The sequence below is a fragment of the Sulfitobacter sp. W027 genome (assembly GCF_025143985.1).
Taxonomy (GTDB): domain Bacteria; phylum Pseudomonadota; class Alphaproteobacteria; order Rhodobacterales; family Rhodobacteraceae; genus Sulfitobacter.
In genome coordinates this window covers 993,046-1,011,245 of the sequence record NZ_CP083564.1, presented here as the reverse complement: position 1 = coordinate 1,011,245, position 18,200 = coordinate 993,046, and the positions used below count along the sequence as shown (strand labels likewise).

General features: G+C 60.8%; 21 protein-coding genes. 8 read left to right on the top strand and 13 right to left on the bottom strand.

All coding sequences use genetic code 11. The annotated features are described in order from the left end of the window. Positions 1-29 precede the first annotated feature (29 nt). A complete protein-coding gene (locus K3759_RS05070; protein ID WP_259984619.1) occupies positions 30-1,472 on the bottom strand; it encodes a hypothetical protein in 1,443 nt (480 codons plus the stop codon). A gap of 221 nt (positions 1,473-1,693) precedes the next feature. On the opposite strand from K3759_RS05070, the gene K3759_RS05065 reads away from it, so the two are divergent. Further along, complete coding sequence (locus tag K3759_RS05065) at positions 1,694-2,440, top strand: WecB/TagA/CpsF family glycosyltransferase (protein WP_259984618.1); 747 nt, start codon at positions 1,694-1,696, stop codon at positions 2,438-2,440. A gap of 3 nt (positions 2,441-2,443) precedes the next feature. Here K3759_RS05065 and K3759_RS05060 read toward each other — a convergent pair whose 3' ends face one another. Genes K3759_RS05060 through K3759_RS05045 form a run of 4 tightly spaced genes read right to left on the bottom strand, consistent with a single transcriptional unit; the run spans position 2,444 to position 6,122 of the window. Beyond that, positions 2,444-3,376 carry a glycosyltransferase family 2 protein gene (locus K3759_RS05060; protein ID WP_259984617.1) on the bottom strand — a complete coding sequence of 311 codons (933 nt, stop codon included), beginning with the start codon at positions 3,374-3,376 and terminating at the stop codon, positions 2,444-2,446. Continuing rightward, on the bottom strand, positions 3,373-4,473 hold the full coding sequence (locus K3759_RS05055; protein WP_259984616.1) for a glycosyltransferase family 2 protein: 1,101 nt from the start codon (positions 4,471-4,473) through the stop codon (positions 3,373-3,375). Before K3759_RS05055 ends, K3759_RS05060 begins: the two co-directional genes overlap by 4 nt. A gap of 33 nt (positions 4,474-4,506) precedes the next feature. Continuing rightward, the gene (locus K3759_RS05050; RefSeq protein ID WP_259984615.1) at positions 4,507-5,541 is read right to left on the bottom strand and encodes a GGDEF domain-containing protein; all 1,035 of its coding nucleotides are present in this window, start codon (positions 5,539-5,541) and stop codon (positions 4,507-4,509) included. Continuing rightward, entirely contained in the window at positions 5,538-6,122 is a 585-nt protein-coding gene (locus tag K3759_RS05045; RefSeq protein WP_259984614.1) for a heme NO-binding domain-containing protein, read from the bottom strand. The genes K3759_RS05050 and K3759_RS05045 overlap by 4 nt, the downstream gene beginning before the upstream one ends. Before the next feature lie 196 nt (positions 6,123-6,318). Between K3759_RS05045 and K3759_RS05040 the strand changes: the two genes are divergently transcribed. The 3 genes from K3759_RS05040 (at position 6,319) to K3759_RS05030 (ending at position 7,700) form a co-directional block, all read left to right on the top strand. Further along, entirely contained in the window at positions 6,319-6,465 is a 147-nt protein-coding gene (locus K3759_RS05040; protein ID WP_259984613.1) for a hypothetical protein, read from the top strand. A 66-nt stretch (positions 6,466-6,531) separates the two neighbouring features. Further along, entirely contained in the window at positions 6,532-7,179 is a 648-nt protein-coding gene (locus K3759_RS05035; protein ID WP_409202503.1) for a DUF998 domain-containing protein, read from the top strand. After that, on the top strand, positions 7,179-7,700 hold the full coding sequence (locus K3759_RS05030) for a DUF421 domain-containing protein (protein WP_259984612.1): 522 nt from the start codon (positions 7,179-7,181) through the stop codon (positions 7,698-7,700). The genes K3759_RS05035 and K3759_RS05030 overlap by 1 nt, the downstream gene beginning before the upstream one ends. A gap of 8 nt (positions 7,701-7,708) precedes the next feature. Here the strand turns inward: K3759_RS05030 and K3759_RS05025 are convergent, their stop codons facing one another. After that, positions 7,709-8,407 carry an HAD family hydrolase gene (locus tag K3759_RS05025; RefSeq protein WP_259984611.1) on the bottom strand — a complete coding sequence of 233 codons (699 nt, stop codon included), beginning with the start codon at positions 8,405-8,407 and terminating at the stop codon, positions 7,709-7,711. Continuing rightward, entirely contained in the window at positions 8,398-8,682 is a 285-nt protein-coding gene (locus K3759_RS05020) for a DUF3572 domain-containing protein (RefSeq protein WP_259984610.1), read from the bottom strand. The genes K3759_RS05025 and K3759_RS05020 overlap by 10 nt, the downstream gene beginning before the upstream one ends. A gap of 96 nt (positions 8,683-8,778) precedes the next feature. Here K3759_RS05020 and K3759_RS05015 point away from each other — a divergent pair, with 96 nt between their 5' ends. Continuing rightward, positions 8,779-10,173 (top strand): diguanylate cyclase, encoded by a 1,395-nt coding sequence (locus K3759_RS05015; RefSeq protein WP_259984609.1) that lies wholly within the window; start codon positions 8,779-8,781, stop codon positions 10,171-10,173. A gap of 226 nt (positions 10,174-10,399) precedes the next feature. Then, complete coding sequence (locus K3759_RS05010) at positions 10,400-11,326, top strand: DMT family transporter (protein ID WP_259984608.1); 927 nt, start codon at positions 10,400-10,402, stop codon at positions 11,324-11,326. Here K3759_RS05010 and K3759_RS05005 read toward each other — a convergent pair. Next, a complete protein-coding gene (locus tag K3759_RS05005; RefSeq protein WP_259984607.1) occupies positions 11,262-11,957 on the bottom strand; it encodes a thiamine diphosphokinase in 696 nt (231 codons plus the stop codon). The genes K3759_RS05010 and K3759_RS05005 overlap by 65 nt on opposite strands. 53 nt (positions 11,958-12,010) lie before the next feature. Here K3759_RS05005 and K3759_RS05000 point away from each other — a divergent pair, with 53 nt between their 5' ends. Next, entirely contained in the window at positions 12,011-14,149 is a 2,139-nt protein-coding gene (locus K3759_RS05000) for a hypothetical protein (protein ID WP_259984606.1), read from the top strand. Between the two features lie 58 nt (positions 14,150-14,207). On the opposite strand, the gene K3759_RS04995 is transcribed toward K3759_RS05000, so the two are convergent. The 5 genes from K3759_RS04995 to nthA all read right to left on the bottom strand — a co-directional run bounded on the left by K3759_RS04995 (position 14,208) and on the right by nthA (position 17,437). After that, positions 14,208-14,435 (bottom strand): DUF2842 domain-containing protein, encoded by a 228-nt coding sequence (locus K3759_RS04995; protein ID WP_007119326.1) that lies wholly within the window; start codon positions 14,433-14,435, stop codon positions 14,208-14,210. Positions 14,436-14,439: 4 nt separating this feature from the next. Continuing rightward, positions 14,440-15,735, bottom strand: a complete 1,296-nt coding sequence (locus K3759_RS04990; protein WP_259984605.1) for an adenylosuccinate synthase — start codon at positions 15,733-15,735, stop codon at positions 14,440-14,442. Between the two features lie 90 nt (positions 15,736-15,825). After that, entirely contained in the window at positions 15,826-16,152 is a 327-nt protein-coding gene (locus K3759_RS04985) for a nitrile hydratase accessory protein (protein ID WP_259984604.1), read from the bottom strand. Then, complete coding sequence (gene nthB / locus K3759_RS04980) at positions 16,149-16,823, bottom strand: nitrile hydratase subunit beta (RefSeq protein WP_259984603.1); 675 nt, start codon at positions 16,821-16,823, stop codon at positions 16,149-16,151. The genes K3759_RS04985 and nthB overlap by 4 nt, the downstream gene beginning before the upstream one ends. After that, positions 16,820-17,437: a nitrile hydratase subunit alpha gene (gene nthA / locus K3759_RS04975; RefSeq protein WP_259984601.1), complete on the bottom strand. Its 618-nt coding sequence runs from the start codon at positions 17,435-17,437 to the stop codon at positions 16,820-16,822. The genes nthB and nthA overlap by 4 nt, the downstream gene beginning before the upstream one ends. A 336-nt stretch (positions 17,438-17,773) precedes the next feature. On the opposite strand from nthA, the gene secG reads away from it, so the two are divergent. Then, the gene (gene secG, locus K3759_RS04970; RefSeq protein ID WP_259984600.1) at positions 17,774-18,136 is read left to right on the top strand and encodes a preprotein translocase subunit SecG; all 363 of its coding nucleotides are present in this window, start codon (positions 17,774-17,776) and stop codon (positions 18,134-18,136) included. Positions 18,137-18,200: the final 64 nt, after the last annotated feature.

Below are 18,200 nucleotides of genomic sequence, written 5' to 3'. Positions count from 1 at the left end.
ACTTCATATCGCGGTGAAAGTTGCGCGGATCAGAACACTGTCCGTTTGGCGGTGAGCTCCGGGTTCGCGACATCATTAGACAAATTTTGACCTTTGCGCCCCGCTGCGAGCGCCTCAGCATGGCCAAGGATCGCCCCCGCCGTGAGCCAAGTGAGCGGTGTCAGGGTCGCGTTCAGCAACATGTCCATCATGGTGATGCCAAGTATTAAAAGCAGCGGTGCGATCCAAGGGGACAGGCCCGCGTCCCCGCGTCGGTAGAGGTGCATCCCCATCAGAAAGATGGGCAGCGCCAAAAGACCCATCTCGCACAGGTAGCCGACCCAGCCGAAGGTGCCGAAAACGATGATCCAGCGCCCGTCCGGGATCGAAAGAATATTGCCATTGGCCGCATCGCGGATCAGATTACGCCCCCATCCGCCCCAACCGAACCACGGCTTTTCGGCGGCGCGGGAAAGCAGGAGTTCCTCGTTGTGAAACCGGTAGCCCAAGGATTGTGCCCGCTCGGGGCTGATCGCCTCAGCCTGCGCGAGGATCGCATCAAGCGGGATCAGCCCCGCGTTGCGTAGCATCGGATAGATCACCGCCACTGCCGCAAAGGCAACGGCCAGACGGATCTGCCAGCGTGCCGGGGTCAGCAACACCATCGGCACCAACAGCAGCGCATAGGCGAGCGAGGCGAGGCTTTTGCACAGCAGTAGGACTACGGCGAGATAGCCCGCCAGCAAGAGCATCTTCCAGCGGTCGATCACCGGCGTTTGCCGCGCCAGCGCCACCGCCGAGAGCAGCGCGATACACATGAAAAGCGCCAGCCACAGCGCATGGGGCAAAAAGACAATCGGGCGGAAACCGCCATTGCGCATCATCTGGTCAAAGGAGTGCTGAAAGAAGCCGTAAATCCATGTGTTCAACTGCGGTGAGAACCGGATTTCAAACAGGGATGGCACCGAATAGATAACCCCGCCCAGCATGAAGGCCAACAGCAATTCGCGCAGCCCCTCCTCATCCGCAAGGAACTGACGCGCAAGCAAAAAGGGCACCAGCATCAGTATCTGGCCGATCAGGACCGAACCAATGTCACGGATCGACTGCCCCGGCAGCGCGTCCACCGGAAAGAGAATCGGCTCAAACCCACGGATCGCTTGAAATAGGATCGGATCGCCATTGGTCAGCACCGTCGGCACCGCAGAAAAGACCAGCCCCACAACCAAAAGCCCCGCCACGCGGGAGGTGGGCCAAAGCCGGAGTTTTTCCTGCGTGCCCAGCCAGATGATCAACAGAACACTCAAGTTGGGGATCGACACTTTGTCGAGCCCCGGCACCAACGGCAGGTTGAACTCCGCCAGCGGGGGCAGAAAAAGATAGCCGCCAAGGATCGACCAGATCAGCGCCCGCTGGAGCGGTAGATTGCGGAACAGGGCCAGACAGATGAAGGGCCAGATCAGCAGCATCAGATAGGCGATGGGATTTGGCATGATGTCCTTGCATGGGCCGGGCGACACGCGCGGCAGGTGACCAGCCCTGAGGGGCGGTGTGAAAATACCATCTGGCCTGCGCCCTGTCATCCCGCTAGTTTCGTCGCGGGTTCACTTTGATGCAGGCGCGGTCGTTAGATGACACATGATATCAAACATTTGTCAGGCGCGCTTCATCCTGATCTGGCCGCCCTTTGCCGCGCTCAGTGGGATTAATCACAATGAAGTATGGCAAAGGCGACGCCGCTGTAGTGGTTAATGTGGCGACGCGGGCCGCATTGTTTCAGGCCCTACGGTCGCGTTGTGCTAAGGGCGAAGGATTCGCGCTCGCGACACTCAACCTTGATCATCTGACTAAACTGCCCCGCGATACGGCCTTTGCCGCCGCCTATGACGCGCAGGATTTGATCGTGGCCGATGGCCGCCCCGTGGTCTGGCTTTCGCGACTGGCCAAACAGCCGGTCGAGCTGATACCCGGCTCCGATCTGATCGTGCCCTTGTGTGAACTGGCCGCTGAACTCTCGCTGCCCATTGCATTTTTTGGCAGTGATGAAGACGCTCTCCAGAGGGCAGCGAAAGCCCTGCGGACCCGTGCGCCGGGGTTGGAGATTTGCCATATCGCCGCCCCGCCGATGGGATTTGACCCCAGAGGCACCGCCGCTGATGCGGCCTTGCGCGACATTACAACAAGCGGTGCGCGCCTGTGTTTTCTGGCCCTTGGCGCGCCCAAACAAGAGATTCTCGCCGCGCGCGGGCGCGAGATCGCGCCGGGGGTGGGCTTCGCCTCTGTCGGGGCGGGGTTGGATTTTCTGGCCGGACGGCAACGCCGCGCACCAAAGTGGATGCGGATGCTGGCCCTTGAATGGCTGTGGCGTGCCCTGCAAAACCCGACCCGGATGGTGCCGCGCTATGCCCGGTGTTTCGCGATCCTGCCGGGGCTTGCGGTTGACGCGTGGCGCGCGCGCTGAGCGTCAGCGGTATTCGATGATCTGCCCATCGCGGCGCATGTGGTATTTTAACGCGCCCAAGGCTTCGGGGAACTTGCCCAGCAGTGTGAAGAACCCCCAAGCCGCCCCGCCGCGCCGCATCAACCGCAGCAGTTGCAGCGGATAGAGCAACGCCAGCCCAAGTGCGGCCCAAGGCATCAGCAGTGCAAATAGCAAGATCACCGCAGGCAAAAGCGCACCCCAGAGCATCGCACGCCGGGTCTCTGCCACCCAATGACGGTCGGGGCCACCACCATGCAGTGCAGCCCCTTCAGCGAAGGCATGGCCAGCGCGCAGGCTGCGCCGCCACCACTGACCAAAGCGCGTGATCTGCGCGTCGTGCCATGTCATTTCGGCATCAAGCCGCCATATCTGCCAGCCCGCTCGGCGTAGTCTTTGGCAGAGCTCTGGCTCCTCCCCGGCGATCATCTCTGCCCGGTAGCCGCCGACAGCGCGCAGCGCGTCCAGCCGCATCAGGGCATCACCGCCACAGGCTTGCGCCTCGCCGACGGGCGTATCCCATTCGCAGTCGATTAACCCGTTATAGATTGAGGCTTGGGGGTGCTCCTCGCGCCGTCTGCCGCAGACGACGGCAACTTGCGGATGAGCCTTCAAATGCGCCTCCGCCGCTGCCAGCCAGCCGACCCGCAGGATGCAATCCCCATCGAGGAATTGCACCAGAGAGACCCCCTCGCCCAGTGCTGCCATGCCCGCGTTACGCGCCCGCGCGGCGGTGAACGGCTGCTGCATGTCCAATTCGACCACATCCGCCCCCAGCCCGCGCGCCATGGCGACGGAACCGTCGGTTGAGCCGCTGTCGACATAGACGATTTGCGCCACCTGCCCCGCCAAGGCCTGCAAGGACCGCTCCAACCGGACACCCTCATTGCGTCCGATCACGACGGCACCGATGCTCATGCGACATGCTCGTCACGCCAAGCGGCGACATGGGCGCTATAGGCGTCGGAGGGCACCAGAAAACCTGCGCGATACAAAAGCTCGACCCGGTTCCAACGCCGCGCGTCTAATGAGAAGAGCGAGACATCGGGGTTCTGGCCGATCACCGCCATGCGCCGCGCGTCTTCACCATGCGCCAGATTGCCCGCGCCCAGCGTTTCGGCATCCCGCGCGGCGGCGTCATTGGCGAACTTGTAATGTTTGATTACCGCCGTCATATCCGCCACGCGCAGCCCGCAGGACAGATGCGGATGCGGGGCCGGCGTTACCTCGGGCCCATTGAAAATAAGCGGGTGTTTCGTCAAGCAGCAGCCCTCGTCAAACACTTTGCCGCGCACGCCGCCAAAGGCGAATTTCACCGCATCGTTGGAGAGCGCATTGTCGACGAGCAGCGCGGAAAACGGAATGTCTGGATTGTGGTAATCGACTTTGCGCACCGCGCTGATGTCGTAATAAAGGAAGGATTGCAGCGCCTGTTTATAGGGCAAGCCCGCCGCTGCGGCGAGGCTGGTTTTCGGAAACATCTCAAGCATCTGCGCCACCAAAGCCGTATAGCCCTGTTGCTCAAGATAAGCGGTCAGTCCCTTGATACCGATCTGGCTGCGTCCTTCGAAGTCAAAGATTTCGTCCATATCGACGTAGAGGCACCAGCGGTTCTTGCCATAGGTCTGTGCGGGATGCTGGCGGATCAGGTCTTCGTATTGGGCAAGCGGCAGGCTGCAACGGTCGATCACCGTGCCCTTTTGTGCCTTGATCCGGGCGATGGTGTCATCGCGCGAGCCGTTGTCGATAAAGACGAAATGCTGCACGCCCATCGCGCGGTAATGGCGAAAGAAGGCGTCGAGGTAATAGCTGCCATCGCGCACCAAGGCGATCAGCACCACCTCACCCGGTGCCACATCAAGTTTGCTGGGCCCGTGCAGATGCTGCAAGGAAGCGGCAAAGCGCGCGCGGCGGCGGGCCTCGTGCAGGCGTTGGCGCAGGCGGCGGAGCAGATGCAGGGGCGATTTCATGCAGCGGTGATACGACAGCCAATCTGTGCGGTCTACTGCCCCCATGCCAAATCCCGCGCGCAGCACAGCCCCGAGCGACTAGCTGCCGCAAGCCCCCTCTTGGCCCGACGCGGGCGTATCTATGCTCGCGACCTCACCCATGGCGGCTTTATAGAACGTATGGCGCGCGCGGCCTGCGTGTTTCGAGGCATAGAGCGCGGCATCCGCATTGGCCAAAACCGTCTCGCGCGTCCGGCAATCGCCGCGCTGCATCCAGACCGTGCCAATGCTGGCAGAGACCTTACAGACCTCCCCTTTGAAATGGATCGGCTCTTCCAAGCGGTCGATGATCCGCTGCCCGATCCGTCGCAACATGCCTTCATTGCGCACATCCGGCAAAACCACGGTGAACTCATCCCCGCCCAAACGCACCACCATGTCAGAGCTGCGGGTCTCTTGGACCATGATGCGCGCGACCACTTGCAGCACATGGTCGCCAGCGGCATGACCAAGGCTGTCATTAACCGCCTTGAAGTAATCAAGGTCGATGTGCATGACGGCAAACCCCTCTCCCGCCGCGATCAACCGCTCCAACACGGTATTCAAGGCACGGCGGTTCTTTAGCCCGGTCAGAATATCGGTAAAGGCCTGCTCCTCCGCGGCGATGCGCGCCTCTTGAAGGCGTAGGTTCAGGCGACGGGAGGCTTCCATGGCGGCTGATTTCGCCTCCATAAGATAGAGCATTTCAATCGCCAGATCGGTGGCTGCGAAATCTGCGTTCGTCAGCGCATAGTCCTGAACTCCGTCGAAAATCGAAATTCCGAATGAGAGGTTCACGATCATTCGACCATCACCCAGCGGAACCAGCAGCCCCTTCAGCTCGGTCCGGGGGGCATCGCGAAAGGCGAGATGGAGCTTCACCCCAGTGACCTCGCGCAGCTGTTCCATTCCGTGGATACCGCGGGGCCGTTTGACGGCGACCGTATCCAGAAACTGTCGCCCAGCCATCGGAGATTGCGGCCTAAGCTTTTGGACCGTCGGCCCTGCATGGCGAATGAACCCGGTCGCGGACACAAGCAGATGCATCGGGCAGAGTATGTCCAGAACCGCCGTGTCTTGGACCACCTCACTCATGCCCGGGCCCCAAGCTCAAAACGGCGCCCTTCCGAGAAATCGACTTCGACCAAAATGATCTTCAGCGTCTCGATACCGTCCGACCGCCCGCCATGCTCTAACAGCACCAGCGCGCCATAATCGTCCGCCATGGCCCGCAAGACGCCCATCATAAGATAGCCATAGCCGATAAGCGGGGCTTCGCAGATCAAGGAGTACTGACCGTCGCTGTCTTCGCGCAACTCGATCCATGGCAAATGCAGTTCTGAAAGGGCAAGGCGTGTCCGGTCTGGCAAATCATCAAGTGATTGTAAGAAATCACTGAAGCTCACCCCGCCAAAGCGCAGCAAACGGCGCACTGCCTCATAGCCCGGTTGCGCCACGAGGAAGGTTCCAACGTCCTCCATCACCTCCGCCCGGGGCCGATCAAGCACGGCGCATACCGCATCCAGCACCGCCGGTGTGACGTGGTCCGGATAGGTAAGCATCGCCTCGAACTCGGTAAAGTCCAACCCGGCCCGACAGACCACATCGGCCCAAAGCGCTTGGCCATAGTTGGCACAAAAGTAGTTTTGAATGCTGCGGTTGATAAGCCCGTGCATGACTGCCTCATTCCCATTTTTCCCGCAACTAGAATGCAGGTGCAGTGGTTAAGATTGGGCTGATGATTCCAGTTGTTCAGAAATTGCCTTTGGTGCCGCCCCCTCTTGTGCGCGGAACCGCCGCCGCTGCCTATGCGTTCGATTCCTAAGGATGGCGCAATGCCTATCCCAAGCGCAGCAAGCGAGGAGTATTTCCATGAGCGATGATCCCAAGCACCCAAAAGACGACAATAAGACACCGCCCAAGAAACCCCAAAAAGACCTGCACCGGCCCGAAGCCACATTGGACGAAGCCCCCGCAGGCAGCCCCAACGCCGAAGAACGCTCGCGGCTTTCGGACTGATGCTCTTAGTCTGACCCCGGTGTCAGGCCACATAGATACTGAGGCGGCGAAGAAAGGTTTCGCGAAATGAGTAAAGAGGTCACAGCACCCCGGCAGCACAGCGCGCCGGGGTTTATGATTTGTCTGGGCTGGGTCGCAATCCTTGGCTGTGTGGTGTTTGCCGTCTCAATCCTGATTGCAGACTTTGTGGTGCCGGATCACGATTGGATCGCCGATACGATCAGCGATCTGGGCGCGGGCCGGTATGAGTTTATCGTCGACATCGGCATCTACGCGTTCTCTGCTGCGCTGATTGCCTGTGCTCTGCTTTGCGCCCATGTGCATTTCGGCGACGGGTGGTGGAGCACCGGCACGATCGGCCTCGCCCTCTTAGGGCTTATCGTCTTTCTGGTCGGCGCAAGAAACGAATACGGGGACCGCGATTCCGATGGCGTGGTGATCCATATCTATCTGGTCTACGCGCTTGGGCTGATCATGCTGACCGTCCCTTGGATGCTGTCCAAAGGCTTTAACGAGTTCTCTGCCATAATTGCGAAAGCGCTTAAAGGTATCTCGCTCCTATGGCTGATCTCAGCGCCACCGTTCTTTTTTCTCCCGACCGGGATCGATGGCATTTATGAGCGCTATCTCGGTCTGATCGCCATGGCCATGGTGGTGCTTCTGGGGCGGTTCTTCATCCGGCGTGGCAAAGCGCTGAACGAGAGGCAAGTTTGATGTTTTTTGACAGTGTCCCGTTGGATATCCTCGCCCGTGCGCTCTTGCTTTCCGCCATCGCGCTGGTTTGGGTAATTTTCGTGGTGCGCGTGATTGGGCTGCGCACATTCTCCAAGATGACCGCCTTTGATTTCGTCGCCACAGTTGCCACCGGCTCGCTGCTTGCAGGGGCCTGTCAGGCAACCACATGGCCAGAGTTTGCGCAGCCCACCTTGGCCATTTCGGCATTGCTCGGCGCGCAATTCGTCATCGCGAAACTGCGGCAGGCTTCTGATCAGATTGAGGAGACGGTACAGAACGAGCCGGTAATCCTGATGCGCAACGGCAAGATTTCGGACGACGCTCTACGAGAGACCCGCGTGGCACGTGCAGATTTGATCGCTAAATTGCGGGAGGCCAACGCGCTGCGCTTCTCTGATGTACGGGCCGTCGTCCTCGAGACAACGGGCGACATCTCGGTCCTGCATGGAGACGATCTTGATGACGCGATGCTTGAAGGTGCACGCTCAGTCACGAGCTAGAGGCGTCCTTAACCGTTCAGATAATCGAGCAGATAGCCAATGTCCGGCAGCACCAGATCGGCGTGGGGGGCAAGTTCCTCCTCGGCCGCAGGTCCGGTAAGTACCGCGACCCGCACCATTCCCGCCGCACGCCCCGCTTCAAGGTCATGAACGCTGTCGCCGATCATCGCGATGGCCGAGGCGGGTAGGTCCACATGAGAGGCAAAGGCATGCAGCTGACCGGGTGACGGCTTTCCACCATGCCCGCTGTCGAACCCCGCGATAAAGTCGAACATATCAATCACCCCTCCCGCCATAAGATGCGCCCGTGCGGGATGTTCGGCATCATTGGTCGCCACACCGAGGCGGAGCCCTTGATCGCGCAGGCGTTGCAAAAGCGGCCTCAACGGCACCGCCGCACGCTGCGGGGCGCGGCTTGCCTCCGCGTTGATCATTTCAAGCAGAACTGAGGGCAGCCAGTTCGGAAAGTGCGGTGCTAAGGCGTCGACCACCTGTTGCGGTGTGCCTGCGATGGCAATGCTATCTGGGGCAAACCTGCGCGCGGCAAGGTCAAAGCCGATGTCTTGCCCTACCCGGGTGGCAAAGCTGCGATCTCCGTCGCAGGCGCGCAGCAGGAAGGCCTCGGCCCATGGCTCCCAAGTTGCGGCAAAGTCAAACAGGGTGCCATCCTTGTCGAACAGCAGGCCCTTAATATTCTTTAAGTCCAATGCACCTGCTCCCCGCCGGGCAGGGCCGCGCGGGCTTGCATGATCCGCTCATAGGGTATCGCCAAGTGGTCACAAAGCCCGATGACCCAAGCGTCATCCATCATCAAAAAATCCAGTACGGCAGCCAGAAAAACAGGGTCACTGGCCAGAGTTTTAAGCTCTGCTTCGGACGCGCCGGTACTGCCCAGAAACACCGGCAACAGATCGTCATTCGCGGCCAGCCAAGCCAGCGCTTGCAGCGCTAAGGTCTCGGCGGAATCTTGAGTGTAGGACATTGAAACCGACTTTTGCAGGAGATTGGAAACCCTTTGTTAACCATTAGGGGTCAAAGACTGTGGCATCAAACTGATTTGTACGGTGAAGGAGTTGTCGTGCAAGGGACTATCCTTATTGCAGATGCGATTGCGACCAATCGTATCGCCCTCAAGGTCAAGCTTTGTGCGGCATACTATCACGTCGTTCAGGCCGAAGATATGGAACAGGCCTTGGCTACCGCGCGGGAAAATCCGCCGGACCTTGTGATATGTGCCTTAACCCTTCCGGGCGGCGGGGCCGCTGACCTATGCCGCGCGTTGCGCGCTTCTGCCGATACAGCAGAGCTTCCTGTGCTGGGCATCGGCAACGCCGATCAAGCCGTAGACCGTTTTGCCGCGTTGGAAGCCGGGGTAAGCGACGTATTGTTAAAGCCGCTTGATTGCACCCTATTATTAGGTCGCACGCGCAGCCTCATCCGCGCTCGCAACGCGGTTGACGAATGGGAAATGCGCGATGATACCACCCGCGCGCTTGGACTGGCTGAACCGACGGCGGAGTTTACGGCGTGCAGCAAATGCGTGCTCATCCATTCCGACAGCGCGATCAGCGTGAACTGGGCCAAACAGCTCCGCCCCCTTTTGCGCGCACAACTCACCCTCGCCAATTCCGAAGAGGCCATTCGCGCCGCCGCCACGAACGGGCCGCCAGATGCATTCATACTCGTATTGCCCGAAGACCCGAGTACCGCCACAGCGGCGCTGCGCCTCATCTCGACACTTCGCGCTAACGCCCAGACCCGCCATGCCGGGCTGTTGGTGGTGCAATTGGCCCCCGACACGGCGCAAGCGGCCACCGCCCTTGATTTGGGCGCCGACGACCTAATGACCGAAGGGTTCAATACAGCCGAAATGGTCCTACGCTTACATGCTGTTCTGCGGCGCAAACGGATGACCGACCAACTTCGTGATACGGTGCGCTCAGGGCTGAAAGCCGCAGTATTCGACCCGCTGACAGGTCTGCATAATCGCCGCTATGCCCTGCCCCATCTGGACCGCATCGCAGAACACGCCCTTGAAACCGCTCGGCCCTTTGCTGTGATGGTCGCTGATCTTGACCATTTCAAAGGTATCAATGACCGCTACGGCCATGCAGCGGGGGATTCCGTGCTGGTGCAAACGGCAGAGCGTTTGCGCAACAATCTGCGCGGTATGGACCTTGTCGCACGGATTGGGGGAGAGGAGTTTCTTATCGTCATGCCGGGTACGAACCTGTCCGATGCGGAAAAGACGGCCGCGGATATTTGTGCTGACATCGGCAACCGGGGCTTTGTCGTACCTGGCACGCCGTTGCCTATCCATGTAACGATCAGCATCGGTCTTTCGATCGGGCCGATTGGTGAAGAAGGCCGTCCGCTTTCATCGGACGCTCTTATGGCTCAGGCCGATCGAGCGCTTTACTCTGCAAAATCCCATGGCCGAAACCGGGTGAATTTAAGCCGTCCGGCGGCTTAGGCCCAGTCGCAACGGCTGAGGTTACCTCTGCTCTGCTCTGCTCTGCTCTGCTCTGCTCTGCTCTGCTCTGCTCTGCTCTGCTCTGCTCTGCTCTGCTCTGCTCTGCTCTGCTCTGCTCTGCTCTGCTCTGCTCTGCTCTGCTCTGCTCTGCTCAGAGCACGCGACAAAACCAACCGCGCTGCAACCAAAGATTGCACTTTACGCAAACCTTCCCTAACGTAACGCCATGCAGCAGGATCGGCCTCTTGTAGGAATAGCCCTCATGATGGGCTTTTGCATCATCGCCCCCGTGGGCGATGCGGTAGCCAAATTGTTGGGAGCTTCGGTCCCTTTGGGGCAGGTCGTTCTGATCCGTTTCGCCATTCAAGCACTTATCCTCATCCCGATCGTTTGGCACTCTGACCGGACGTGGCACATGCATGGGCGGGTGTTTTGGCTCACCCTGTTGCGGACCATCCTACACATGGCAGGGATCGCTGCGATGTTCACGGCGCTAAAATACCTGCCCTTAGCTGATGCCGTCGCCATCGCTTTCGTCATGCCCTTTTTCATGCTGCTGCTGGGCAAGTTCATCTTGAAAGAGGAAGTCGGCGCAAGACGGCTGGGGGCTAGTATCGTTGGATTTCTGGGCACGCTTCTGATCGTTCAGCCGAGCTTTGCAAATGTGGGCTGGCCTGCCTTGCTTCCGATCGTGGTGGCGGTTGTCTTTTCATTCTTCATGCTGGTCACACGGCAGATCGCCAAAGAAACCGACCCGATCAGCCTTCAGGCCGTCAGTGGTGTCATGGCCGTTTTGATCATTCTGCCTGTTCTGGCGCTCGGCTCTGCCACGGGCATCGCGCCGCTCCAGATCATCCGGCCGGATGCATTCGACTGGACCCTGCTGCTTGGTATCGGATTTCTTGGCACCATTGCGCATTTGCTCATGACTTGGTCCCTGCGCTTTGCCCCATCGGCCACTCTGGCCCCAATGCAATACCTCGAAATTCCTTTCGCCACTCTGCTTGGTCTGCTCATTTTTTCGGACCTACCAAACCCACTTGCGGGTTTGGGCATTATGATCACCATCGCTGCGGGCCTTTATGTGATCATGCGTGAGCGGGCCACGGCGCGGGCGCTGACCGCAGCAGCTGTGCCGCCAGTGGCGCCATAAGGCGGCGCGGTAGAATTAGCAGCATATTCGGCCCCGTCATTTCAAGTGCGACATGCCCCAAGGCGCGATTCGACGTGCCAATCCGTCCGCCGGGGGCGAAGTCCAGCCCGTCGATCGGCCATTCCAATCCGCGACTGCGCCCTGTCACCGGCGCCAATGGCATGAGAGAGACCACGTCCCCCGGCTGGGTCGGCAGGGTAATGTGCGGCGGGGCGAGCAGTACAATCTCCTGCGCGCCCAGCAAGATGCAGGACCGGTGTGGATAGGCCGCAAGCGTATTGAAGGCCGCAAGCTGGTGATCCAACCGTGCCCCGGTAAAGCCAACCCCCAGGATCAATGGCGCGTCGATCCGGGTCAGCGCCTTGTCGAAATCCGTGCTCTCTTGTTCGGCGATCCGGTGGCATCTCTCTGCCGGGACCTGCGCCAGCACCTCTGCTGGAGTAGAATCCAAATCGCCGATCACAGCCGCCAGCGGCACCCCCGCCCGCACGGCCAGCGCAGCGCCACCGTCTGCCGCGATACAGGTTGGGGCCAAAGCCAAGGCCGCCTCAAGATCTCCGTCAGAGGTCTCCCCACCACCGATCAGCGTGACTGGACCGCTGTCCCGAACTATGTAGTCTGTAGTGGTCAATTAATGCCCCTTTTGGAAATCTGCCTTAATCTTGCCTTGAAATCATACGTTGAATGGCACAGATTCGAGCCGCTTTGGTCTTGGACATCGTGGTAAACAATATCTGCAACACCGCAGAGGACGAGCATCCGATGATGAACAGCAACAAAATCTTGACGGTCTCCTATGGCACTTTTTCGTGCACGCTGGAAGGCTTCGACGATTCCTTTGGCACCATGAAGGCCATTGCCGAATATTTCCGCGACCTGGCCTCGGATGACCGTTACTTCGGTGCCGAACCCCCACAGCCGGATGCGGAAATGCTCGCTCGGATCGCACAGCGCGAAGTGTCTCGCCGGGTTCAGGCCCGTGAGCAAGAAGGCAAGATCGTGCTGAGCGCGCTGGAAGATCACGGTGCCCAAGCCCCGGCTCAAGCGCCTCCTGCTCCTGCACAGGCTCCAACGCCAGCGCCCCGCGCGGCAGAGCAAGCCCCCGTTGAAGAAAAGGCACCAGCCCCGCTCGAGGCTAAGATTGCCGACACCGCCGCGGTTGCAACGCCAGAAGTACCCGTCTCCCCCAAGGCCGAGATTGCAGACACCGCCGTGATGGCCGAGCCTGCCGCCGCCCCTGTGGCCAAGGCACCAGTTGCCGAGGCGAAAGAAGAAGACACCAGCGACGCAGAGGCGTTCTTTGCCGCCAGCCCGCAGCCGCAGACCCATTACGAGGATGAAGCACAGACAGCCAACGTCGAGGAAACACCTGCTGCAGGTGCCGCCCCTGCCGACAGCATTGCCGCGAAACTGCAGCGTATTCGCGCGGTTGTAGCCCAGCAGGACGAAGACGATACAGCAGGCTACGATGAGGAAGAGGTTGGCGAGGCCGCGCCGATCATGGCCCGCGCAACCGCTGAGACCCGCGTTGAGGCCGAAGAAAGCCAAGCCGCCATCGCCGCCGCCCGTCGTGATATCGAAGACGCGCTGGAGGCCGACGAAGCCACTCAAATGGCCCAAGACGATGTTGAAGATGACGATGACGATCTGACCGACATCCTCAACCGGCTTGAGACCGCCGATGAAGAAGAGGCCGAAAAGGCCGAGACAGACGAAAGCCTCTTTGACGCCGAAACCGAAGCCTCGCCGGAAATTGACGCCGCCGATCTGCCCCGCAAGGGTCGGGTGATCAAGGTCAAGCGCGCCGATCTCGATGCAGCTGTAGCGCGGGGCGATCTGGAAGAAGTTTCGGATGAGGCCCCGAAGGACACGCCCGCCGCGAAAGTGGAAGAGAAACGCAGCTCGTCCCTCTCACCTGAGGACGAAGACGAACTGGCCCGTGAACTGGCTGCTTTGGAAGCCGAACTCGGCGGAGCCACCCCCGTGCAGACGGAAGAAGCGCCTGCACCGAAGGTCGAGATGACCGAGGAAGAGGCCGAGCCTGCTCAGGAAGAAGAGCTCACCCCTGCCGCAGAGGCTGAGGAAGCACCGGAACTGCCCGATGAGGCCGCTGAGCCTGCACAAGCCGCGCGTCACAGCCTGCCCACAATTGATGATGCGACCGGTCCCGACATGTCCCGCCTGATGGCAGAAACCGACAGCAAGATGGGCGAGCCCGAAAGCACCACACGCCGCGATGCCTTTGCCCATCTGCGGGCCGCTGTCGCTGCGAAAAAAGCTGACGAAGCGATGGGTGGCCGCGCCACGACCGCGACGTCGGATGATGCCTACCGCGAAGATTTGGCCGATGTGGTCCGCCCGCGCCGCCCCGTCAGCGGTCCGGCACGCACCGAGCGTCCCAACAACGATGCCCGCCCTGCGCCGCTGAAACTGGTGGCCGAGCAGCGCATCGACGTCGACAAGCTGCGCAGCGCAGGCCCTGTGCGTCCGCGCCGTGTGGCCGCGGTGGTCGAGCCTGTCAAAACCAACCCCGATGCAGAGAGCTTTGCAGATTTCGCAGCCGACATGGGTGCCACCAAACTGCCCGAACTGCTTGAAGCAGCGGCGTCCTACATGTCCTTTGTCGAGGGGCGCGACCAGTTTTCCCGCCCGCAGTTGATGGGCAAGGTCCGCTCGATCGGACTGCCGGACTTCACCCGCGAAGACGGGCTGCGCTCTTTCGGTCAGCTGCTGCGCGCAGGTAAGATCGAGAAGATCAAAGGTGGGCGGTTCACCGTTTCGGATGAGATCGGCTACCGTCCCGATCACCGCGCCGTGGGTTAAGCCCCGGCCATAGTGCAGATACGAAAAAGCGCCCCGAGGGGCGCTTTTTTATTAGCTGTTACTGATCGTCGCCCGCATCCGGGTCTGCCTGTCCGATGCCCTTAAAGACAAATTTGAACGGAAGCGCCCAGACGATGCCAAGGGCGACATAGATGCCAAGCTCAAGCAGCACCGGCGGGCGGTCGAACTGGGCCACCGTCCAGACCGCCACGGCAATATAGCTCGGCAGTCCGATCAGTAGGATGACCAGCGCCCAACGGCGGCGTGCCTTATAGCTCAGCGCCATCAGATCAGTCCGCGAAAGGGTCGGTCACCAGAATGGTGTCCTCCCGCTCTGGCGAGGTTGAGACCAGCGCGACCGGGCATTGAATCAATTCTTCGACCCGGCGCACATATTTGATCGCATTGGCAGGCAGGTCGGCCCAGCTGCGCGCGCCTTCGGTCGATTCGGACCAGCCCGGCAGTTCTTCATAGATTGGCACGCAGCGCGCCTGCTGTTCGGCAGCGGTCGGCAGATAGTCGAGTCGTTCGCCATCCAGATCATAGCCCACGCAGACCTTCAGCGTCTCAAACCCGTCGAGCACGTCGAGCTTGGTCAGGCATATGCCGGTGATGCCAGAGGTGGCACAGGTCTGGCGCAGCAGGGCCGCGTCAAACCAACCGCAGCGGCGCTTGCGCCCGGTGGTGGTGCCAAATTCATGGCCCCGCTCACCCAAACGCTGGCCGTCGGCGTCTTCCAATTCGGTCGGGAACGGGCCTTCACCGACGCGTGTGGTATAGGCTTTGACGATGCCCAGCACATAATCGATGGCGGTGGGGCCAAGGCCCACGCCAGTCGCCGCCTGCCCTGCAATCACATTGGAAGACGTGACAAAAGGATAGGTGCCGAAGTCGATGTCCAGCAGAGCGCCCTGCGCCCCTTCGAACAGGATGCGTTTGCCAGCCTTGCGCTTCTCGGCCAACACTTTCCAAACCGGCGCGGCGAAGGGCAGGATTTTCGGCGCAATCTCTTGCAGTTGCGCGATCAGCGCGTCGCGGTCGATGGCCTCAACGCCCAAACCTTTGCGCAGCGGATCGTGATGCTGCAGGGCACGATCGACGCGGGCTTCCAGCGTCGCAGGATCGGCCAGATCGGCAACGCGGATGGCACGACGGCCAACCTTGTCTTCGTAGCAGGGGCCAATGCCGCGACCGGTGGTGCCGATCTTGGTGCCCTTGCTCGCCGCTTCTTCGCGGGCGCGGTCCAATTCGCCGTGGAACGGCAGGATCAGCGGCGTGTTTTCCGCGATCATCAGGTTCTCGGGGCTAATCTCGACGCCCTGACCTTCGATCGTCTCGATCTCTTTCAGCAGGTGCCACGGGTCCAGCACCACGCCATTGCCGATGACCGACAGCTTACCGCCGCGCACCACGCCCGAAGGCAGCGCATGCAGCTTGTAAACCTTGCCGTCGATGACCAGAGTATGGCCCGCGTTATGCCCGCCTTGAAAGCGTGCGATCACATCGGCACGTTCGCTGAGCCAATCAACGATCTTGCCTTTTCCCTCGTCACCCCATTGGGCGCCGACAACGACGACATTGGCCATGATATATTCCTTTGCGATGTCCCGCGCCCGTATAGCGACAGTGGCAGGCGTGTGAAACTCGAAAAACGTGCCTAGCGCCAGCGAGGGGATTTAGCCGGTCTGTGGATCGTTCAAATGCACCGGCGCGCCATGCGGCGTGTTGAGATAGGCGGTCTCCCACCCGTTGCGTAGGACGCGTAGATCACCGGGACGGGCGTGGCCCGCATCGATCAGCAGGGTTTCGAGGGTTTCAAGCCATGCGTTGAAGTAGTCTTCTCCACCGTTCAGCTCGCGCGCCAGCCCATGTTGGGCGAGTGTCGCACCAAAGCGGTCAGCCCAAAAGGGCCAGTCGAAAAGGCCGCTCTCGTTCAGATGCACCGTCAGCGCGAAAAGCTGCGCGTGCCATGGTGCCTCAAAGACGGGTTCCGGGGCGTTCATGGGGTCTCCAGATAGCTTTGCCATAGGTCGAGCACGACCTCATCGCGGGGGTGTTCGGGATGCGCCCAAAGCTCAGAGGCCGGAAAGGCCACGGCATAAAGCGGCTCGGGGGCTTCGCCCAGATCATGAGCGTTGCTGTCGGGTAAGACATGCGCGCCATGCAGCCGCAGCACCCGGCCCTTCGCGCCAGCGGCATAGGCAGGCAGCCGGGTGTGGCCGCCGGGGACGATGGTGTTTTCAGGCCGCTTGCGGGTGACGACCGCATCACCGGGCGCAAAGATTGCCGCGATGTCAGAGGGGCGATCCGCCGGGCCGCCACGGGCCAGCACCCCAGCCACCTGCGGCGCCTTTAGCGCTTTTTCCGCCAGCGGGCTGGGCGCAGGATCGGCCCTGCCCGCGAGTTCCTCGCGGCTGACCACCCCACGGGCGACCAGCATATCTGCCACCCCGGCGATCCACTTTTCGTAATAGCTGAACCGGGCATAGTCAGTCGGGGCCAGACATTCGCGGGTATGGCGCGACACGTCGATGTTCCATTTGCCTAAAGCACCCGTGGCCAAGGTCAGCGCCAACGCGCGGCGGTGCCAATCGGCGTGAAAGATCACGTCCTCGGCCTCTGGCGTCACCGCGCCATCCCCGAAACGTCCGCCCATATCATGAACGCGGGTCATGGGGCTTTGGCCAATCCGGTGCCAATCATACTGTCGCGGGTGACAAGATCGGCCAATGCGGCGACGTCCAACCCCTCGCTGCCCGCCGGGCGTTGCGGGATCACCAGATAGCGCACTTCGGCCGTCGAATCCCAAACCCGCACGGCGGTCTCGGCGGGCAGTTCGACACCGAACTCCGCCAGCACCTTACGCGGCTCACGCACCACGCGGGCGCGGTAGGCATCGGATTTATACCAACCCGGCGGGATGCCCAACAGTGGCCACGGGTAACAACTGCACAGGGTGCAGACGACGATATTATGCACCTCGTCTGTATTTTCGACCGCGACCATATGCTCGCCCTGCCGCCCGAAAAACCCCATCTCGGCCACCAGGGCGGTCGCATCCTCAAGCAGTGCCGCGCGAAAGTCAGGATCGCTCCACGCGCGGGCGACAACCTCCGCGCCGTTGCGCGGGCCGATGCGGTTTTCGTAGGTGTCGATGATCTCATCTAGTGCTGCGGGGTCGATCAGCCCCTTGCGCGTCAGCAGCGTTTCAAGCGCCTTGACCCTGAGCGCAGGCTCAGGCGGCAGCAGGGCATGGGGGTGGTCGTGGTCTGAATGATCATGGGGCATAACTGCAGATTGCCCGAGGCACGCTCGGCTGTCCATCGCCGAAAACTGTCAATCCATTCATTTCCCTGAAAACAATCCATGCGAATTTGCCTGCGTTTTATGCTATGATAATCCTACGAGGCGAGTCTGCACCACCTTAATTCCAGGATAGCCCTCTTACATATTGTGGTTGAGTACCGCTTCAAAAGACCGTCGCCCCCATGCGGCGGTCTTTGTCTGTCGGCACCCCTGCTGTCCCCTGTCCAATCCGATCGCCGTTGCGCGGCAATCCACCCTTGCCCCCATGGACAAAGACGAATAGATACCCGCCAACCAAAACCGAAAGCTGTCGTACCCATGGAAAATGTCGTTCTGATCATTCACTTGATTCTGGCCCTTGGCCTGATCGCCGTGGTGCTGCTGCAACGGTCTGAGGGCGGCGGCCTAGGCATCGGTGGCGGCGGCGGCGCTGTTTCGGGTCGGTCTGCTGCGACTGCTTTAGGCAAGATGACGTGGATCCTTGCAGCCGGTTTCATTGCCACCTCGATCACACTGACCATCATCGCGGCGGAAAAATCCGCAGGCTCGTCTGTCATTGACCGGCTGAGCGCGACACCGCCCGCCCAAAACCAGAATGGCAGCCCTGCCCTGCCGGCGGGCGACGATCTGCTGCCGCCGTCTGCGGATGGCAATACACCGCTGGTCCCTGCGGCCGATTAACCTAACGAACACAAAACCTTGAGGCACGGCCCGGTTCCGCAACTGTATGTTGCGGCGGGCCTTG

Excerpts from the sequence above, each read along its gene's own strand:
- K3759_RS05010 (WP_259984608.1), top strand. The coding sequence starts at position 10,400 with ATGCAGCAGGATCGGCCTCTTGTAGGAATAGCCCTCATGATGGGCTTT.
- K3759_RS05070 (WP_259984619.1), bottom strand. The coding sequence starts at position 1,472 with ATGCCAAATCCCATCGCCTATCTGATGCTGCTGATCTGGCCCTTCATC.
- K3759_RS05035 (WP_409202503.1), top strand. The coding sequence starts at position 6,532 with ATGAGTAAAGAGGTCACAGCACCCCGGCAGCACAGCGCGCCGGGGTTT.
- K3759_RS05065 (WP_259984618.1), top strand. The coding sequence starts at position 1,694 with ATGAAGTATGGCAAAGGCGACGCCGCTGTAGTGGTTAATGTGGCGACG.
- K3759_RS05040 (WP_259984613.1), top strand. The coding sequence starts at position 6,319 with ATGAGCGATGATCCCAAGCACCCAAAAGACGACAATAAGACACCGCCC.
- K3759_RS05020 (WP_259984610.1), bottom strand. The coding sequence starts at position 8,682 with ATGTCCTACACTCAAGATTCCGCCGAGACCTTAGCGCTGCAAGCGCTG.
- K3759_RS05050 (WP_259984615.1), bottom strand. The coding sequence starts at position 5,541 with ATGAGTGAGGTGGTCCAAGACACGGCGGTTCTGGACATACTCTGCCCG.
- K3759_RS05000 (WP_259984606.1), top strand. The coding sequence starts at position 12,011 with ATGGCACAGATTCGAGCCGCTTTGGTCTTGGACATCGTGGTAAACAAT.
- K3759_RS04985 (WP_259984604.1), bottom strand. The coding sequence starts at position 16,152 with ATGAACGCCCCGGAACCCGTCTTTGAGGCACCATGGCACGCGCAGCTT.
- K3759_RS04990 (WP_259984605.1), bottom strand. The coding sequence starts at position 15,735 with ATGGCCAATGTCGTCGTTGTCGGCGCCCAATGGGGTGACGAGGGAAAA.
- K3759_RS05045 (WP_259984614.1), bottom strand. The coding sequence starts at position 6,122 with ATGCACGGGCTTATCAACCGCAGCATTCAAAACTACTTTTGTGCCAAC.
- nthB (WP_259984603.1), bottom strand. The coding sequence starts at position 16,823 with ATGACCCGCGTTCATGATATGGGCGGACGTTTCGGGGATGGCGCGGTG.
- K3759_RS05030 (WP_259984612.1), top strand. The coding sequence starts at position 7,179 with ATGTTTTTTGACAGTGTCCCGTTGGATATCCTCGCCCGTGCGCTCTTG.
- nthA (WP_259984601.1), bottom strand. The coding sequence starts at position 17,437 with ATGCCCCATGATCATTCAGACCACGACCACCCCCATGCCCTGCTGCCG.
- K3759_RS05055 (WP_259984616.1), bottom strand. The coding sequence starts at position 4,473 with ATGGGGGCAGTAGACCGCACAGATTGGCTGTCGTATCACCGCTGCATG.
- K3759_RS05060 (WP_259984617.1), bottom strand. The coding sequence starts at position 3,376 with ATGAGCATCGGTGCCGTCGTGATCGGACGCAATGAGGGTGTCCGGTTG.
- K3759_RS04995 (WP_007119326.1), bottom strand. The coding sequence starts at position 14,435 with ATGGCGCTGAGCTATAAGGCACGCCGCCGTTGGGCGCTGGTCATCCTA.
- secG (WP_259984600.1), top strand. The coding sequence starts at position 17,774 with ATGGAAAATGTCGTTCTGATCATTCACTTGATTCTGGCCCTTGGCCTG.